Annotated in this window: 14 protein-coding genes; 7 read left to right on the top strand and 7 right to left on the bottom strand. The window is 36.5% G+C overall.

From position 1 onward, the window contains the following. Positions 1–372: 372 nt before the first annotated feature. From ACIP9G_RS11765 to nhaC, 3 genes are all read left to right on the top strand, one after another. Complete coding sequence (locus ACIP9G_RS11765) at positions 373–516, top strand: hypothetical protein (protein WP_340821171.1); 144 nt, start codon at positions 373–375, stop codon at positions 514–516. Positions 517–762: 246 nt separating this feature from the next. Continuing rightward, on the top strand, positions 763–1,878 hold the full coding sequence (locus ACIP9G_RS11760) for an amidohydrolase (protein ID WP_401019476.1): 1,116 nt from the start codon (positions 763–765) through the stop codon (positions 1,876–1,878). Between the two features lie 279 nt (positions 1,879–2,157). Beyond that, positions 2,158–3,606 carry a Na+/H+ antiporter NhaC gene (gene nhaC / locus ACIP9G_RS11755; protein ID WP_401019475.1) on the top strand — a complete coding sequence of 483 codons (1,449 nt, stop codon included), beginning with the start codon at positions 2,158–2,160 and terminating at the stop codon, positions 3,604–3,606. Between the two features lie 148 nt (positions 3,607–3,754). Here nhaC and ACIP9G_RS11750 read toward each other — a convergent pair whose 3' ends face one another. Next, positions 3,755–4,999 carry a hypothetical protein gene (locus ACIP9G_RS11750; RefSeq protein WP_401019473.1) on the bottom strand — a complete coding sequence of 415 codons (1,245 nt, stop codon included), beginning with the start codon at positions 4,997–4,999 and terminating at the stop codon, positions 3,755–3,757. 78 nt (positions 5,000–5,077) lie between these two features. Here ACIP9G_RS11750 and ACIP9G_RS11745 point away from each other — a divergent pair, with 78 nt between their 5' ends. Beyond that, positions 5,078–6,190 (top strand): mandelate racemase/muconate lactonizing enzyme family protein, encoded by a 1,113-nt coding sequence (locus tag ACIP9G_RS11745; protein WP_401019472.1) that lies wholly within the window; start codon positions 5,078–5,080, stop codon positions 6,188–6,190. A 12-nt stretch (positions 6,191–6,202) separates the two neighbouring features. Beyond that, on the top strand, positions 6,203–6,883 hold the full coding sequence (locus ACIP9G_RS11740) for a GNAT family N-acetyltransferase (protein WP_401019470.1): 681 nt from the start codon (positions 6,203–6,205) through the stop codon (positions 6,881–6,883). 85 nt (positions 6,884–6,968) lie between these two features. On the opposite strand, the gene ACIP9G_RS11735 is transcribed toward ACIP9G_RS11740, so the two are convergent. Next, on the bottom strand, positions 6,969–7,679 hold the full coding sequence (locus ACIP9G_RS11735; protein WP_401019467.1) for a Fe-S oxidoreductase: 711 nt from the start codon (positions 7,677–7,679) through the stop codon (positions 6,969–6,971). A gap of 117 nt (positions 7,680–7,796) precedes the next feature. Here ACIP9G_RS11735 and ACIP9G_RS11730 point away from each other — a divergent pair, with 117 nt between their 5' ends. Further along, on the top strand, positions 7,797–8,228 hold the full coding sequence (locus ACIP9G_RS11730; protein ID WP_340821165.1) for a DUF4395 domain-containing protein: 432 nt from the start codon (positions 7,797–7,799) through the stop codon (positions 8,226–8,228). 264 nt (positions 8,229–8,492) lie between these two features. Here the strand turns inward: ACIP9G_RS11730 and ACIP9G_RS11725 are convergent, their stop codons facing one another. From ACIP9G_RS11725 to ACIP9G_RS11715, 3 genes are all read right to left on the bottom strand, one after another. After that, complete coding sequence (locus ACIP9G_RS11725; RefSeq protein ID WP_401019464.1) at positions 8,493–9,467, bottom strand: DMT family transporter; 975 nt, start codon at positions 9,465–9,467, stop codon at positions 8,493–8,495. Positions 9,468–9,898: 431 nt separating this feature from the next. Beyond that, on the bottom strand, positions 9,899–11,128 hold the full coding sequence (gene pepT, locus ACIP9G_RS11720) for a peptidase T (RefSeq protein WP_401019462.1): 1,230 nt from the start codon (positions 11,126–11,128) through the stop codon (positions 9,899–9,901). Between the two features lie 70 nt (positions 11,129–11,198). After that, positions 11,199–11,849, bottom strand: a complete 651-nt coding sequence (locus tag ACIP9G_RS11715; protein WP_401019460.1) for a lysoplasmalogenase — start codon at positions 11,847–11,849, stop codon at positions 11,199–11,201. A 191-nt stretch (positions 11,850–12,040) separates the two neighbouring features. On the opposite strand from ACIP9G_RS11715, the gene ACIP9G_RS11710 reads away from it, so the two are divergent. Continuing rightward, positions 12,041–13,720 (top strand): hypothetical protein, encoded by a 1,680-nt coding sequence (locus tag ACIP9G_RS11710; RefSeq protein ID WP_401019458.1) that lies wholly within the window; start codon positions 12,041–12,043, stop codon positions 13,718–13,720. Positions 13,721–13,767: 47 nt separating this feature from the next. On the opposite strand, the gene ACIP9G_RS11705 is transcribed toward ACIP9G_RS11710, so the two are convergent. Next, positions 13,768–14,193, bottom strand: coding sequence for a hypothetical protein (locus ACIP9G_RS11705; protein WP_401019455.1), 426 nt, complete (start codon positions 14,191–14,193; stop codon positions 13,768–13,770). A gap of 202 nt (positions 14,194–14,395) precedes the next feature. Next, positions 14,396–15,127: a class II chromate reductase ChrR gene (gene chrR / locus ACIP9G_RS11700; protein ID WP_401019452.1), complete on the bottom strand. Its 732-nt coding sequence runs from the start codon at positions 15,125–15,127 to the stop codon at positions 14,396–14,398. Positions 15,128–15,363 lie beyond the last annotated feature (236 nt).

The following is a 15,363-nucleotide window of genomic DNA, read 5'->3' as shown; positions in this document are numbered from 1 at the left end:
GAAGGCGAGTGACTCCTGCGGGAACAGCACAAAACGTAAGACACAACAGGCGGCGCGACAGCGACGGTTGTGGCTTACGATGTGCCCGCGGAAAGCGCGCGCCGTAGCGGACATCAAAGACATGGCGAAAAAGTGTTAGATTGATTACAGTCAATCTAACACTTTTTCCATTTCCTCTATCTATTTTTAGATTTCAAAAAAGAAAAAGCATGATTTTTACGTGGAACTGCAATAAATTTAAAGTTTTATTATCTCGAAATGAGATGAAATTAATATTTATTATGCATAATGAGTATTATTTGTTGATTTTTAATAAAAAGCTAGTATATAATTCTTTTATCAGAAAATTCTATTAATAAAGGAGGTAACAAAATGGAGCACATTTTAAAATCGAAATTTGAAACATATTTGATGGACCAGGAGTCGGAATTACAAATTACTGACCAAAACAATGAGGAGCAACCAATTCAAATACATTATGAAGAATATCCAGAGGGGTTTTTTACAAGTTTATAAAACATTTTTCAAAAGGGCTGTGCTAAAAGTAGAACTATATCTTTTAGCACAGCCCTTTAGCATGTATAAGAATTGTACAGACACAATTTGTATGAAGTTTACATAAAATAGTAAGAAGGTTTTAAACATACTCTTAATATTAAGTTATATGATATTTAAATGAATATAGTACTAATTTCATATATACTTTTCTAAAAAGCTTTCATGTATAATGGGGGAGAAAAAAAGGTATATCGAGGTGTAGTTATGACAAGTGCAGCAATGTTAGAAGAAACAATGTATCAATGGTTTGAACATTTTCATAATTATCCAGAAGTAAGCTGGAAGGAGTATGAAACAACAAAAAAAATTGCATCTATATTAGATGATTTAAACGTTTCATACCGTTTGTTAGGCGATGTACCAGGGTTGCTTGCAGAAATTGGTACAGGCGATGAGATTGTTGCAGTTCGTGCAGATATTGATGCACTATGGCAAGAGGTAGATGGCAAATGGCAGGCAAACCATTCGTGTGGTCATGATGCCAATATTACAATGGTTTTAGGAGCATTATTGTTACTAAAAGATCGACCGTTACAACATCGTGTACGATTTATTTTCCAACCTGCTGAGGAAGTAGGAAATGGTGCTTGTGCCGCATTTGATCGTGGTGCTGTAGATGGAGTTTCACATTTATTTGGTGTCCATTTGAGACCTATTGAAGAGCTTCCTTTAGGAAAAGTTTCACCTGCTATCCATCATGGAGCAGCGTATTTTTTAGATGGGACAATTCATGGCACAGATGCACATGGTGCAAGACCACACCAGGGGAAAAATGCGATTGATGTTATTATGGCTATCCAGTTAATGTTAAATAGTATCCATTTGTCGCCGTTCGAGCCGCACTCTGCAAAATTGACAAAGATTATTGCGGATGGTGGTAGCACGAATATTATTCCAGGTACTGCAAGCTTTGCAATGGATATTCGGGCACAGCATAATGATCAGCTTGAGTTGCTTCGAAGCCGTATTGAAGCAGGTTTGAAATCAATTCAGCAGCAGTTTGAAATTGAACTGAAATGGAAATGGGTCGATTTCACGCCTGGTGCAGAAGTTTCGCCTATAGCTGCTCGTATGGCTAAAAACGCTATATTAGAATCACTTGGCGAGCAATTTTTAGCTGAGGAAATTACAACACCTGGTAGCGATGATTTTCATTTTTATACAGTGAAAAAACCAGAGCTAAAGGCAACGATGATTGGAATTGGTGCTAATCTAGGCCCTGGGTTACATCACCCAAAAATGACTTTTGAACGAAGTGCGTTAATAGATGCATCGAAAGTACTTGCTTGTGTATTAGAAAAAAAGCCTGAAAATAAGTAGAATATTTTGAAAAGGTTCTATCCAACAATTTACGTTGGGTAGAACTTTTTTTAGATTGCCTATGAACAGCAGAAATGTATAAAGATACGCTGTTTTGAATGGTTTGTAAAAGCTATTTGGAAGCGTTTTTTTTCCCTTTAACAGTCATAATTGCTATAGAAGCATAAAATTTTTGCGTTGACTTTCTATTTTTTGAATATTAAGCTAAAAATCGTAAAAATATATTTGCGCTTGTGAAATAGTAAATTGTCATTGGGTGCAAAAAAAGGGGATGGGACAATGAAAAAGGAAATTAGTGCGAGTTGGGCACTCCTAACTTTCGCAATAATGATTACTACGATGCTTGTTACAGTAGTTATGTTAGAGCAGAGTCCTCACGTGCCATTGATTGTTGGAACAATTGTAGCAGCGATTGTTGCCAAAATGCATGGCTTTAAGTGGATGGAAATTGAGGAAATGATGTATAAAGGTATCCGCCTAGCTCTTCCGGCCATTGTCATTATCATTTTAGTTGGATTGACAATAGGTGCGTGGATTGGTGGAGGAGTCGTTGCCACAATGATTTTCTACGGATTAAAATTAATTTCTCCAGCTTGGTTTTTAGTAACGATTTTACTATTATGTTCAATCGTTTCGCTAGCAATTGGGAGCTCATGGTCAACAATGGCAACAATCGGTGTCGCTGGTATGGGGATCGGTTTAAGTATGGGTATTCCCGCACCAATGATTGCAGGAGCAGTTATTTCAGGTTCTTATTTTGGTGATAAAATGTCACCTTTATCTGATACTACAAATCTAGCAGCAGGTCTAACAAACACAGACTTGTTTGATCATATAAAACATATGCTTTACACAACTATTCCCGCATTAATCATTACACTTGTCGCATTTGGCTTTATGGGAAGACGTTTCGCTGATGTATCGATGGATTCAGAGAAAATTATGACAACGCTTGCTGTAATGGAAAAAAGCTTTGTGATTTCTCCATGGTTATTACTTGTCCCAGTTGGCGTTATTGTGATGGTGGCAAAAAAAGTTCCAGCAATCCCAGCATTAGTTATTGGTATTATTTCAGGCTTCTTATTACAAATTTTTGTACAAGGTGGATCACCAACTATGGCTGTCCATGCCTTACAAGAAGGGTTTGCGATTTCTACAGGAAATGAAATGGTGGACGAGCTCTTTAATCGTGGTGGCTTAGATTCAATGATGTATACGGTTTCAATGACAATTGTTGCCATGACATTTGGTGGGGTCCTAGAATATTCAGGCATGTTAAAGGCACTTATGGATGTTGTCGTTAAGTTTGCTAAATCTACAGGTAGCCTTATTGCTTCAACAATTGCTGCATGTATTACAACAAATGCGACATGTTCTGAGCAGTACATATCAATTGTTGTACCTTCACGAATGTTTGCTGACGTTTATCAAAAACGAGGCTTGCACTCAAAAAATTTATCGCGTGCTCTAGAAGATGGGGGAACATTAACATCTGTATTCTTCCCTTGGAACACTTGTGGCGTATTTATTTTAGCGACATTAGGTGTAAGTGCGATGGAATATGCACCTTATGCAATTCTTAACTTTGCTGTGCCAATTATTTCAATAATTTATGGTTACGTTGGATTTGCGATTGTAAAGATGACACCAGAACAGATTGAAGAGGCAAAGCAACGAAAAAAAGAAGCGCAAGAACAAGAGATGAATAATATGGTTGTAGCAGACTAATAAAATGAGTCTTGCTTAAATTCAAAACAAGACAAGCCCCAGTACATAGATTGCTATTGGAAAGTGAAGAGACGCTCTAAGCATATGCCGTATGATGAGATTCTTCGTTCGCCAATGAAAAGCGCTGTGTAGGGGCTTGTCTTGTATATTAATAGGTTGCAAAGTCCAATTCATAAATAGTGCGTGGTCGTCCTTGTTGGTGGGGCATTTCTTCGCCAACAACTTTAGCATAGCCATGATCAACTAATTTTTTAATAATACGTTCAGTCGTACGACGTGTAACTTGTAAGTACTCTGAAAGATTTTGCGCTGTAAATTGTGAAGCGTGTCGTTCTTTGCTAAATTGAATAATTTTAGAAATGTTTAATGGGCTTAAGCTTGTCTGTTTAGCCATTTGTAAAACAAACGGATCTTTTGTTTTTAAAGAGAGTTTACTTTCTGATTTAGGGAATGGACCAGATAAATTTTTATGTTCATCCAAAATATAAATTTCAAAAGGTTTGGCAAATTTTAATGCATGTGTAGCGTTTTCGGCTGCTTCAAAAATCGAATGTCCATAGCCAAAAGCAAGCCTAAAGGGAACGTCAATTTGTTGGATAAGATGCTGCAAATTTTCTTTTTCAAGTGCATGTTGTAAATGTCCAGCTGTTGTATAAAGCTCAAAATAGTTAGAGCTAATTTGCTTATAGGTTGAATGTGTTGTAGCAGTTATTTGCTGTAAAATATTCGAGCTGTGACTAGTTTCAGAAATATCTAAAAATCCAACGGCAGCCTTTGCGGATTCGGATTTAGTAAGAAGAGATTGTGATCTCGTTTCTTCTAGACATTGTAAAATGGAACTCGTTGCATCTAGCATTCGCATAGCAGGAATGTTTCGTAGCTGCAATTCATCAAATACGGTATGAATGCTTGTAACAATATAGTCAATTTGTTTGGAATCCCATAGAGCGATATGCTTTTGCAAAACATCGTCAGCCGTTTCTGTAATTGAAATAGAATGAACATATGGTTTTGTACCGGTGTATTCTATCTCCGTAAGAACGTTATCAACAAATATAGGGTGCATGACATCGATAGAAAGCCTTTGTAAAGGAATTGCCTGGTTCGCTATAAGAGATAATAAAGTCGTAGAAATTGTCATCTCATCTTGTTTTAAATAATTCCATGGAATCGGTAATGTTGCTAAAGATGTTTGCGCATGTAAATACGGCAATGTTCCTCCAAATAATAGTGCATCACAGGGCTTAATTTGTTTTAACAAAGACGGTGCATCAGAAGGCTGATTGTAAAGATAAAATTCTAATTGAATATTCTCTATGTTTTGTGCGATACTAAGTATACGATTCTTAAAAGGTTTCGAACATATAATTGCTATTTTAGTAGACAAAGGCATCTGTCCTTTTCTATTATTTTTTAAATAATTAGCGACATATTAACGACAACTATAAATTATATAGGAGTATGATATAAAATGAAAATCCAACAAGTAGAAATTTTTGCAATTCAATTACCACTTATTGATCCTTTTATTATTAGCTATGCTACATATGATACAATGCCTTCTATCATTTTGAAAATAACAACTGATACAGGCATTGTTGGATATGGAGAAGCAGTACCTGATGAACATGTTACAGGTGAGTCATGGGAAAGTACGTATGCTATTTTAAAACACCAACTTGTACCTGCAATCATTGGAGAAGACCCTATGGCTTTTGAGAAGCTTCACGATAAAATGAATCACATTGTAAAAGATGTACCTGCTGCTAAAGCGGCAATCGATATTGCCTGTTTTGATATTGCTGGTAAAGCATTACAGGTTCCAGTTTATCAGCTACTTGGCGGTCGTTATCATGAGAAATTCCCAATTACACATGTGTTGAGTATCGGAACGCCTGAAGAAATGGCAAATGAGGCAGCTAAACGCGTGGAAATGGGCTATCAATCATTTAAAATGAAGGTGGGAACTGAAGTTAAACGAGATGTTGCCCGCATAAAAGCAGTACGTGAGCGTGTAGGTGAGGATATTGCAATACGTGTAGATGTAAACCAAGGGTGGGGAAATGCTTCTACAACATTACAAGGTTTACGAGCACTAAAGGATTTAAATATCGACTGGTTAGAACAGCCTGTTGATAGTGAAGATATTGATGGAATGGTAGAAATTAAATCGAAATCCGATGTACCGTTAATGATTGATGAGGGACTTCGTGGAGTACGTGAAATGCGTGAAATCATTTTGAAACGCGCTGCAGACAAAGTGAATATTAAATTAATGAAGTGCGGTGGGATTTACCCTGCTATGAAATTAGCGGTAATGGCAGAAATGGCAGGTATTGAATGTCAAATTGGTTCAATGGTTGAGTCTTCTGTAGGTTCTGCAGCTGGTTTCCATGTAGCATTTTCTAAAAAAATTATGACAAGTGTAGAATTAACAGGTCCATTAAAATTTTCAAAGGACATCGGCAATTTACACTATGATGTTCCGTTCATTTGTTTAACAGAAAAACCTGGCTTAGGTGTAGATGTAGATGAAGAAATACTTAAGGAACTATGCAATTTTTCAACAACAGTAACAGCTTAAGGGGGCTTCAACATGGAAAGAATTTATGAAGGAATACTTGGAGAAACGCCTTTTTATGTTACTCAATTACAGCTGCAGCATTTACCAGCAATACAGAAATTACAGCAAGAGGTATATGAAACATTACCTGATCAAAGCATACTACAGCCATTAACTACAGAAGAATTCGAATACATTTTGCAGGGAAATGGTTTGATGATAGGGGCATACGTTAATAATGCGTTAATCGGTTTTCGAGCATTATTAAATCCGCCTATTGATGAAGAGCATCTTGGATATGATTGCGGCATTGCTGAGGATCAATTTCATCGCGTTTTATATCAGGAGATATCCAATGTTTCACCACATTATCGTGGCTACGGATTACAAAAAACGTTAGCGACTATTGTCATGAATGAAATTGATTTGGATTGCTATGACTATGTTTGCTCTACGGTTAAACCTTATAATATACCAAGCTTAAAAGATAAGTTTTCTCAAGGGCTCGTTATAAAGGGCTTGAAGATTAAGTATGTTGATAAATTACGCTATATCTTTTATAAGAATCTACAGCAGGAACAACCTGTATATACTGAAAAAAGAGCTGTTTTAATGAGGGATACGGCTTTACAGCAGCAATTTTTGAAAGAGGGCTATACGGGAACTGCAATGTATGAAGAACAAAATGATTGGTTCGTTGTCTATGAAAAATAACCGTAATGTTAATTAACAAATATAGATATATTTAAATAAAAGAAGGCCTTACTTTTTCACGCAAATGTGAGAGTAAGGCTTTTTGTTATTTCTTAAGTGGGCAAAATCCACATGCAAGTAGGCCTGGAATATCCTTTGAAAAGCAGCAAGATTTTCGGACAGGAACATTAACTAAATTTGTAGGGCTCTGACCGCCAGTATATTCCGCCCACCATGATTTTTGTGAAAAGCGAGCCCATGTTTTTGGGTTCTCTAAAATTTCAATATCATCCATTGCTTGATCTGCCAAGCCAGGGTTAGACAACAGTATATGATAATGCCAAAGGAGGTAGCCAAAGAAGTTTTCCCAAATTGTTAAGGGTGAAATCGATGTTACTTTGCGCAGTTGCTGAACGATAACATGCCCGTCATATAAAATTTTTTCAATGACCGATTGTCGCTCATCTTCATCCACATAACGCCAATCGTTAGGATTAACGAACATTGCGACAGTAAAGCTATTGAATTCCTTAGCTGCATCAAAGCGGATTTCAATGGGTTTTCCATCCCATACTTCATCGTAGGCAGCAAGCATATAAAGCTGCATAGCGAAAAACATACCATAGCGACGTGCAAAATGGGAAATGGCTGCTGTTTCTGTTGCAGCATCTGTAATGCCCATCATTAGATTTAAAAAATCAGGATGGTAAAAGTCTTTATGTATATCAGCCAATGTAAATAACGTTCGTTTTGGCTCCGTTGTATAAATACTGTAGGAATTTAGTTGTCTGACTTGATCCATCGTTAAAGCGGGCATTGTCATCACCTTTTCTTTTCAATCATTAACTTCAATTATAAGTTATTCATTTTTACTTCACAAATGGAATGCAATGTAGTAAAATACATTAAACATATCTGAAAGGTAGGTTTTAAAATGTCATTGCCACATGCAATTCCAAGGCCGCTCGTACGACTCAATCAGTGGACTATACTGTTAAGTGTCATACTGACATGGCTGACAGGGTTTGAATGGATATTAGCGATTCCTTTAGTAGCCAATTTACTCGGTGTATTATGTAATTTTAATCCAATCATCCGATTTGGAAAGCTGTTTTTGAAAAAAGCTCCTACTGCGTACATACCAGAGGACGCACAGCAGCAAAAGTTTAATTCAAGTATTGCAAGCATATGTTTAGCTGGTGGTCTTGTCGCGTTTTTGTTTAATTGGCAAGTAGTAGGGTATGTTTTTACAACGATGGTAGCAATCGCTTCATCAGTTGCAATTGCAGGGTTTTGTATCGGTTGCTTTTTACATTTTCAGCTAAAGCAATGGCAATATAGACGGACACTTAAGAAAGCATTATAATCGTTAAAAAAGTTTTAAGATAATTTAAAGATAATAGTTGACAATTTAATTGATAATGATTATCATTATCATTGTAAAGATTATTCCTTCTCTGCAAAACAAGTGTAGAGAGGATGAACTTTAGCTACTTTTCTCCAGAAGTTTGCTAGTTCATAAAGCGCTCCTAAAACCCCCCTCATTTTTTGGGAACGTAAAATCTCTAGACGGCTCATTCATACGGAATGAGTCGTCCTTTTTTATTGGTGGATAGTTTAACAGCCTTTGTTAAGTTGACTGCTCAGAAGGGGGAGATTGTTGGGAAACGCTTTTCTTTCCAAGCACCATCGTATAGTAGCTATGTAACAACATACCAATAATAATAATACCAAGTCCAGCAAGAGCAATTGGCTCTGGAAACGCAATTCCAAGTAGTAACGCCTCACCAATAATGACAAATAGTATTTCAGTTGATTGAGTTGCTTCAACAGCGGCTAGTTTGCCTTGATGTTCACGAACGCGATCAGTTGCGATGAAAAATAAAATAGTTGCAATTACACCTGAGCTAATTCCAACTAGTAGTGATTGTAGAACTTGACTTAATGAAGGCAGTCCAACTGTTAAAATGGCATAAATGGCCATCACAATCCAAGCAGGCATGGAAGCAACTGTCATTCCGAGCACCCGCTGGAATGTATCAACACGTCCCCCGCATACCTCCATCATTTTGCGATTACCGAGTGGGTAGGCAAATGCAGCGACTACAACAGGTAAAATCCCTAATAATAGATTTTTTGTTGGAACAGACTGTGCCTGTGGTACTTGAATAAGTAGAATTCCTGCTAAAATAACACATGAAATAAGCAAAGAAATTAACGGGATTTTTTGACGCACTGTTTTTCCAGCAATTACTGTTACAAAGAGGGGAGCGAGTAGAACTCCAGCGACAATCGTAAATTGCCATGTTCCAGAAACGAGCCAGCCCGGACCGAATGCAGCAGCAAATGTAATTGGTGCATAAAATAACACGAAGCCAACGAAGCTCCATAGTAGCCATGCTACAGGTCTACTTTTCATTTCATTAGTTAGTTGTGAAAAGCCCTTACGATAGAAGACGATAGCTAGTAAAAATGGCAGCATGAAGAAATAACGAAGGGATGCACTCCATAGCCAACTGCCTCCTTGCATTTCCATTGCATGATTTAATATAAATGTCACAGCAAAAAAAAGTGAAGCTAAAATGCCTAATGCAATTTCTTTCAAAATCCATCATCCTAACTTTTATGTAATTTGAAAATTCAGTTATTGTTATAGAGAAATCACCATCTACATAATGAGCAATCTTTAACTTGCTTCAGCAGAGGCCGCTAATTCCATAAAAGATGAATAAATGCTATATACGAGCAGTTCACAATGAAGATTCACCTGCAATCAAAGGACCCAGCATATGTAGTAGATTTATTGAGTAGCCTTTCGAGCGGGCTATAAAAAATGTGTTATTAATTATACCGAGGCATAATTGATTATTAAAGAAAAAATCCGCGTTGACTCCTAACAAAAAGCAAATGCACGAGCCTAGTAGCTTTACTAGTCGTACCTTACCCATCAGGAGCGAAGCGGATTTTAATATCTTAAAGACTTTTTAGAAAGTCCTCGTTTTAAATTGTTTCTTATCGCTCGAATTAAAAAATGACTTATTTGCCTTGCTGTTCAAATAATTGCACGATCTCAATAATAACTTGTGTAGCTTTTTCCATTGTTTCGGCAGATACATATTCGTATTTACCATGCATGTTCTCGCCACCTGCAAAAATATTTGGCGTTGGTAAGCCCATATAAGAAAGTTGTGAGCCATCAGTACCACCGCGAATCGGTAATGTATTCGGTGTAATATCTAATTTTTCCATTGCTTGACGTGCAATGTCAACAATTTCTTTTACAGGTTCAATTTTTTCACCCATATTATAGTATTGATCCTCGATAGAAATTGTTAGTGCATCCTTACCAAACTGAGCTTGTATTTTGGCAGCAGCATCGCGCATTAATTGTTTTTTCGCCTCAAATTTTTGACGATCATGGTCACGTACAATATAAGAAAGCTCTGTATGTTCAATAGCGCCTTTAAAGCCCATTAAATGGATAAAACCTTCATAGCCTTCTGTTTTTTCAGGTACTGCATCTGTAGGCATTTCGTTTTGGAAAGCAATAGCCATTGTGATAGAGTTGACCATTTTATTTTTCGCTGAACCTGGGTGTACGCTTGTTCCTTTTGTAATAACTTTAACACCTGCAGCATTAAAGCTCTCGTACTGAAGTTCACCTAGTGGTCCGCCATCCATTGTATATGCGTAATCAGCGCCAAATGCAGCGACATCAAATTTATGCGGTCCACGGCCAATTTCCTCATCAGGAGTGAACGCTACACGTAATTTACCGTGCTTAATTGAAGGATTATTTATTAAATATTCCATAGCAGTTATAATTTCAACAATACCCGCTTTATCGTCCGCACCTAAAAGTGTCGTACCATCTGTTGTAATTAGAGTTTGCCCAATGTAATTTTTTAGTTCAGGGAATTCAGTTGGAGACATGGCTAAATTTTCGTTTAATTGAATGTCACCGCCATCATAATTGTCAATTCGTTGCGGATTAACATTTGTACCAGTGTAGTCTGTTGCTGTATCCACATGCGCTAAAAAGCCAATAGTCGGTACTTCTTTATCTGTATTTGCTTCAAGTGTTGCAAATAAGTAGCCATTGTCATCTAATGTAATGTCTGTTAAGCCGATTGCGGCAAGTTCATCCTTCAATACATGCAATAAGTCAAATTGCTTTTGAGTGGAAGGAGTTGTTTCACTTGTGAAGTCTGATTGTGTATCAATTTTTGCGTAGCGAATTAATCGCTCGATTACTTGTTCTTTCATAGAATATACGGCCTCCTTTGTAGGTGTCTGGCACTCAAACAATTCTGAATTGTTTGAGTGCCAGGCACTTTCATTGTACCACTTTACTTCGGATTTCGGAATATTGAAGGATGCTCAAGGCAATAAGTATTTGAGCACTATAATATGTCATCATAATAACTTCATGTGAAAAAGGTAATGGCATGACAAATTTATTAATCGCTAAATAGGAATCGGATGCGATAAATAATATTGCGCCAATGATAGCGAAAGTAGAACGAGTGCGAATGGCAGTCCAGCCCATTGTTAAAATGATTGAAATATACGCTAAAACTGCAAAAGTAAGTATAGTTTCACCAGATTTAAAGACAGTAGTGGCAATCCAGCCCGCCATTAATACACCATATAGCAGTAATGCTATTTTCGCCCATGTTGGTACTGGCTGTTCATTTGTACTTGAAAAGGCAAAAATATAAAAAATATGGCCAATTAAGAAGCTTGAAAGACCAATAAGAAACCATTGTAATGTGTAGTCACCTACCATACAAAATATTAGCCCAATAACTATTAACAGTTGATATTTTTTAATTGATTGTGCTTTTTGGGTTGCAGCCATAATTATAATCAAAATCATAGGAATGACTTTGAATATTAGTTTCAAACTTTGGTCAATATGTGAAAAGAAAAAAATATAATAAAGACCAAATAGTATGATAAACGTTAACAAAATTTTTCTAGCCAAGTTTTTCAGCTCCTTTACATTGAAATTCTCTATCGGTGTTTAAATTTCCTTTTTCAAGTATAAGCTCTTTTTACCTCGCAATGTTCTTCTATTAAGTGAAGGGGAGAGGTATCCAATTCAACTTATGTTTGAAACTTTTTCAATATGTAACCGTAAATAAGTAGACAGTAAGTGAGGAGAGGGTGAACGGTATGACTAAGCTATTAATAGCTTCTGTAGTCATTGCATTAATTGCGAGTGTACTATTAACACCGCTAATAACGAAGAAGCGTGAAGATGGTGAATCGAAAAAAGTAGTTGGTTACTTTTTTATTGGTGTTTTTGTAATAGGTTTTATAGCGTCGGGTATTGCGCTGTATGTGACAAAAATTGATGTTAACTGGCTTGTCTTTTGGCCAGTAATTATACTACTTACTTTATGTGGTGCATTTCTTGCAAGTGGTATTGAAAGAAAGATTAAAGGTGTTTTATTTTTAGCAAGCTTAGTTGTTGGGGTCTATGTATTGTCCGCGCCACTGTGGAATGCTAACGATAAATTCAAATCAGCGGAAATGAAAGAAGAAGTTGAGATTAAGCCGTTTGATGAAACGCAAACACCAGCAAGTGTCCCACCTAAATTCGTCCGAAATAAAATGAAAAAGGCATTTGGGCAAGTACCGAATACAAGTTATTACGAGTTAGGACGTTTACAAATTCAAAAAGTAAATGGTGAGTATGTTTATATCGCACCAGTTGAATTTTCTGGGTTCTTTAAATGGATGAATGGTAAAACGACACCAGGTTATTTTACGATGAGTGCTACGGACTCAGCTGACAATCCTAAATTTATCCCGCAGGAAATGAAATACGTTCCTTCTGCTTTTTTAAATGCTAATTTAGAGCGTCATATGCGCTTGCAACATCCATTCCTTATTTTCTATGGAGATGTTCAGCTAGAAATTGATGATGACGGTAAACCATACTATATCCGTTCTTATGGGGAATTTATTTCTGCACGAAATGGCTTTGATGTACAGGGCATTGTACTTGTAGATGCATTAACAGGTAAATCTGAGCTTGTAAAATTAGATGATGTTCCGGCATTTATTGATGGTGCCGTTTCACCAGAGACAGTAAGTTTACAAAATAGCTATTATGGAAAATACGTTCATGGTTACTGGAATAGTATGTTTGGTAAGAAAGATGTCAAATTACCTTCAGATGAAGGCACGGAATCAAATGTCAGCCCAATATTCGATGAGGCAGGCGATATGTATTATTTCACTGACTTCACAAGTCCGAAAGAGGGCGTGGATTCAATGCTTGGCTACTCATTAACGAATGCCCGAACTGGGGAAGCGACATATTACACAGGAAATCAAGATGAATCGTATATGGATTCACAAGGGAATTTGCAAATCATTGAAAAGAAATTTATTGAGAAAAAGTGGGCAGGAGAAATGCCTGTATTGTATAACTTTTATGGTGAGGCAAGTTGGTTAACAGCAGTGCTAGATGCTAATGGCTTCTTACAAAATTATTTCATCGTGTCCGCAGCAAATCCTGAAATTTCAGCTTATGCAACAACACCGAAAGAAGCATTGAAATTATATAAAACAGCACTTAGCCGTGGTGGAAGTACGGTAGATGGTAGTTCAAATGCAGAAGAGAAAAATGCAAGTGGAACAGTACTGCGCGTTTATAAGGAGCGCCTCGGTGACTTTACCATCGTATCGTTTTTACTGAATAATGGTGAAAATTATTTAGTAAGTGCAGAAACGGAGCCTCTTGCAATTTATTTACAAGAAGGTGACGAAGTAATACTAACTTATGGAAATACAGGAGAGCAATTTTTACCAGTACGCTCGCTAATAGTTAAAGGCTTACAATAAACAAAAGACGATCAGCACAATGAATTTTGTTGTCTTGATCGTCTTTTTTATGTAGTCTGATTCTCGATGTAACGTAGCAGCTTTTCTTTATGATTAGAAAAGAGCGTTGCGGCGTGATCGTTTAATGCGAATATCTCATGAATATAGCCTTGTAACAAATTATTTTCGTACTCCAAAGAATGGGCTGTTTCGTTTGCTATAATATGCTCCAATAAAAGTGCATGCAGCACAACGACTTCTAGGTTTTGAGTATTTGTCACAAATTTTAAGTTTAAAATGGTTGTATAGGAAACGAATTGATCGACATATGCAATAGCTTCTTTGTATTGATTGAGGTCGATATGTTGTTCAAGTCGCTTTCTTAAAAGTAAACACTCGTTATTTAAGTCTTGGATTTTTAAAAATAAACCTCTTACGCTTCTCTTATGTTGTTGTTCTAGGGTACGGGCAAGATGCTTATTAACAAAGGACATTTTTACAAAACTCCTTTCGAGATAGGGTCCTTCTATTAATATTAATGGAAATGTTGGAAAAGGAAAGAGTCTTTTCGTTTAATTTGTACCTGAATTTAACATATCAATCAAGTCAAAAATACTAGGTTGGCATTAAAAAAACGTTAAAAATATGAAAAAAGTGGAGTTATTATCAGACGATAGTAACCCCACTTAAGTAATGTTATTTCCAATTAAATCCTTTTTGTGCTAGGAAGCTATTAATGTGTGGACGACGCTGTTCAACTAAAAAATCAGCCATTTGCTTTGTCCAATTATCAATTTTACGATTTGAGGAACGACTATTGTAATATGCTTCCATTGTTTCATTATAAGCAGGTAATAGTTCCTCATATTTTTCCGTATTGTATGCATTTTCATGGAGGATAGCAGCCACTGGTAAACGAGGTTTAACCTCATTGCGTCGAACTGGAACGCCTATTGTTAAGCCAAACAATGGGAATACATAATCCGGTAAATTAAATAATTCACTAATTTCTTCAGGCTTATTACGTACACCGCCTATATAACAAATACCGTATCCCATAGATTCAGCAGCAATAACAAAGTTTTGTGCAAATAATGATACATCCGCTACGCCAACAAGAACGTTCTCAGCCGAATCTGCAACAATATCAACGCCTTCTAATTTCCCTGCCATTTGTAGTCGTTTAAAGTCTACACAAAATACAAAAGCACCACCAGATGTTTCGTATTGACGTGGATTTCCTGACAGCAAACCTAGCTTTTCTTTTTTCTCCTCGTCCGTTACCCAAATTACGCTATATGCTTGTACAAAGTGAGAAGTTGCTGCCATCTGTGCAGTAGCAATTAAATCCTCAACGATTTCTTTAGATATAGGATTCCCATCATAAATACGAACCGAAGAGTGGTTACGTAATAATTCTTTAACCATCTATAAAGTCCCCTTTTCCCAATTAATATACCAAGAGCATATCACGATTTTTAGCTAAAATCGAATCAAATCCAATATAAAAGAAGGTGAACGTTTAAGATGAAACTATTTTCAAATAATTAAGACTAATACTTAATTCACTCGTAAAGTAAAATATTTTGTTAGATATAGCTTAAATGTTCTGAATAGTGTAAAATTATGTATGACGACAGGTTATTTATCTCCTGTTTTTTTAC

The sequence above is a fragment of the Lysinibacillus sp. NPDC093197 genome, assembly GCF_044754025.1.
Lineage (GTDB): Bacteria > Bacillota > Bacilli > Bacillales_A > Planococcaceae > Lysinibacillus.
The sequence above is the reverse complement of the archived record's forward strand: the minus strand, read 5'-3'. Positions and strand labels throughout refer to the sequence as shown.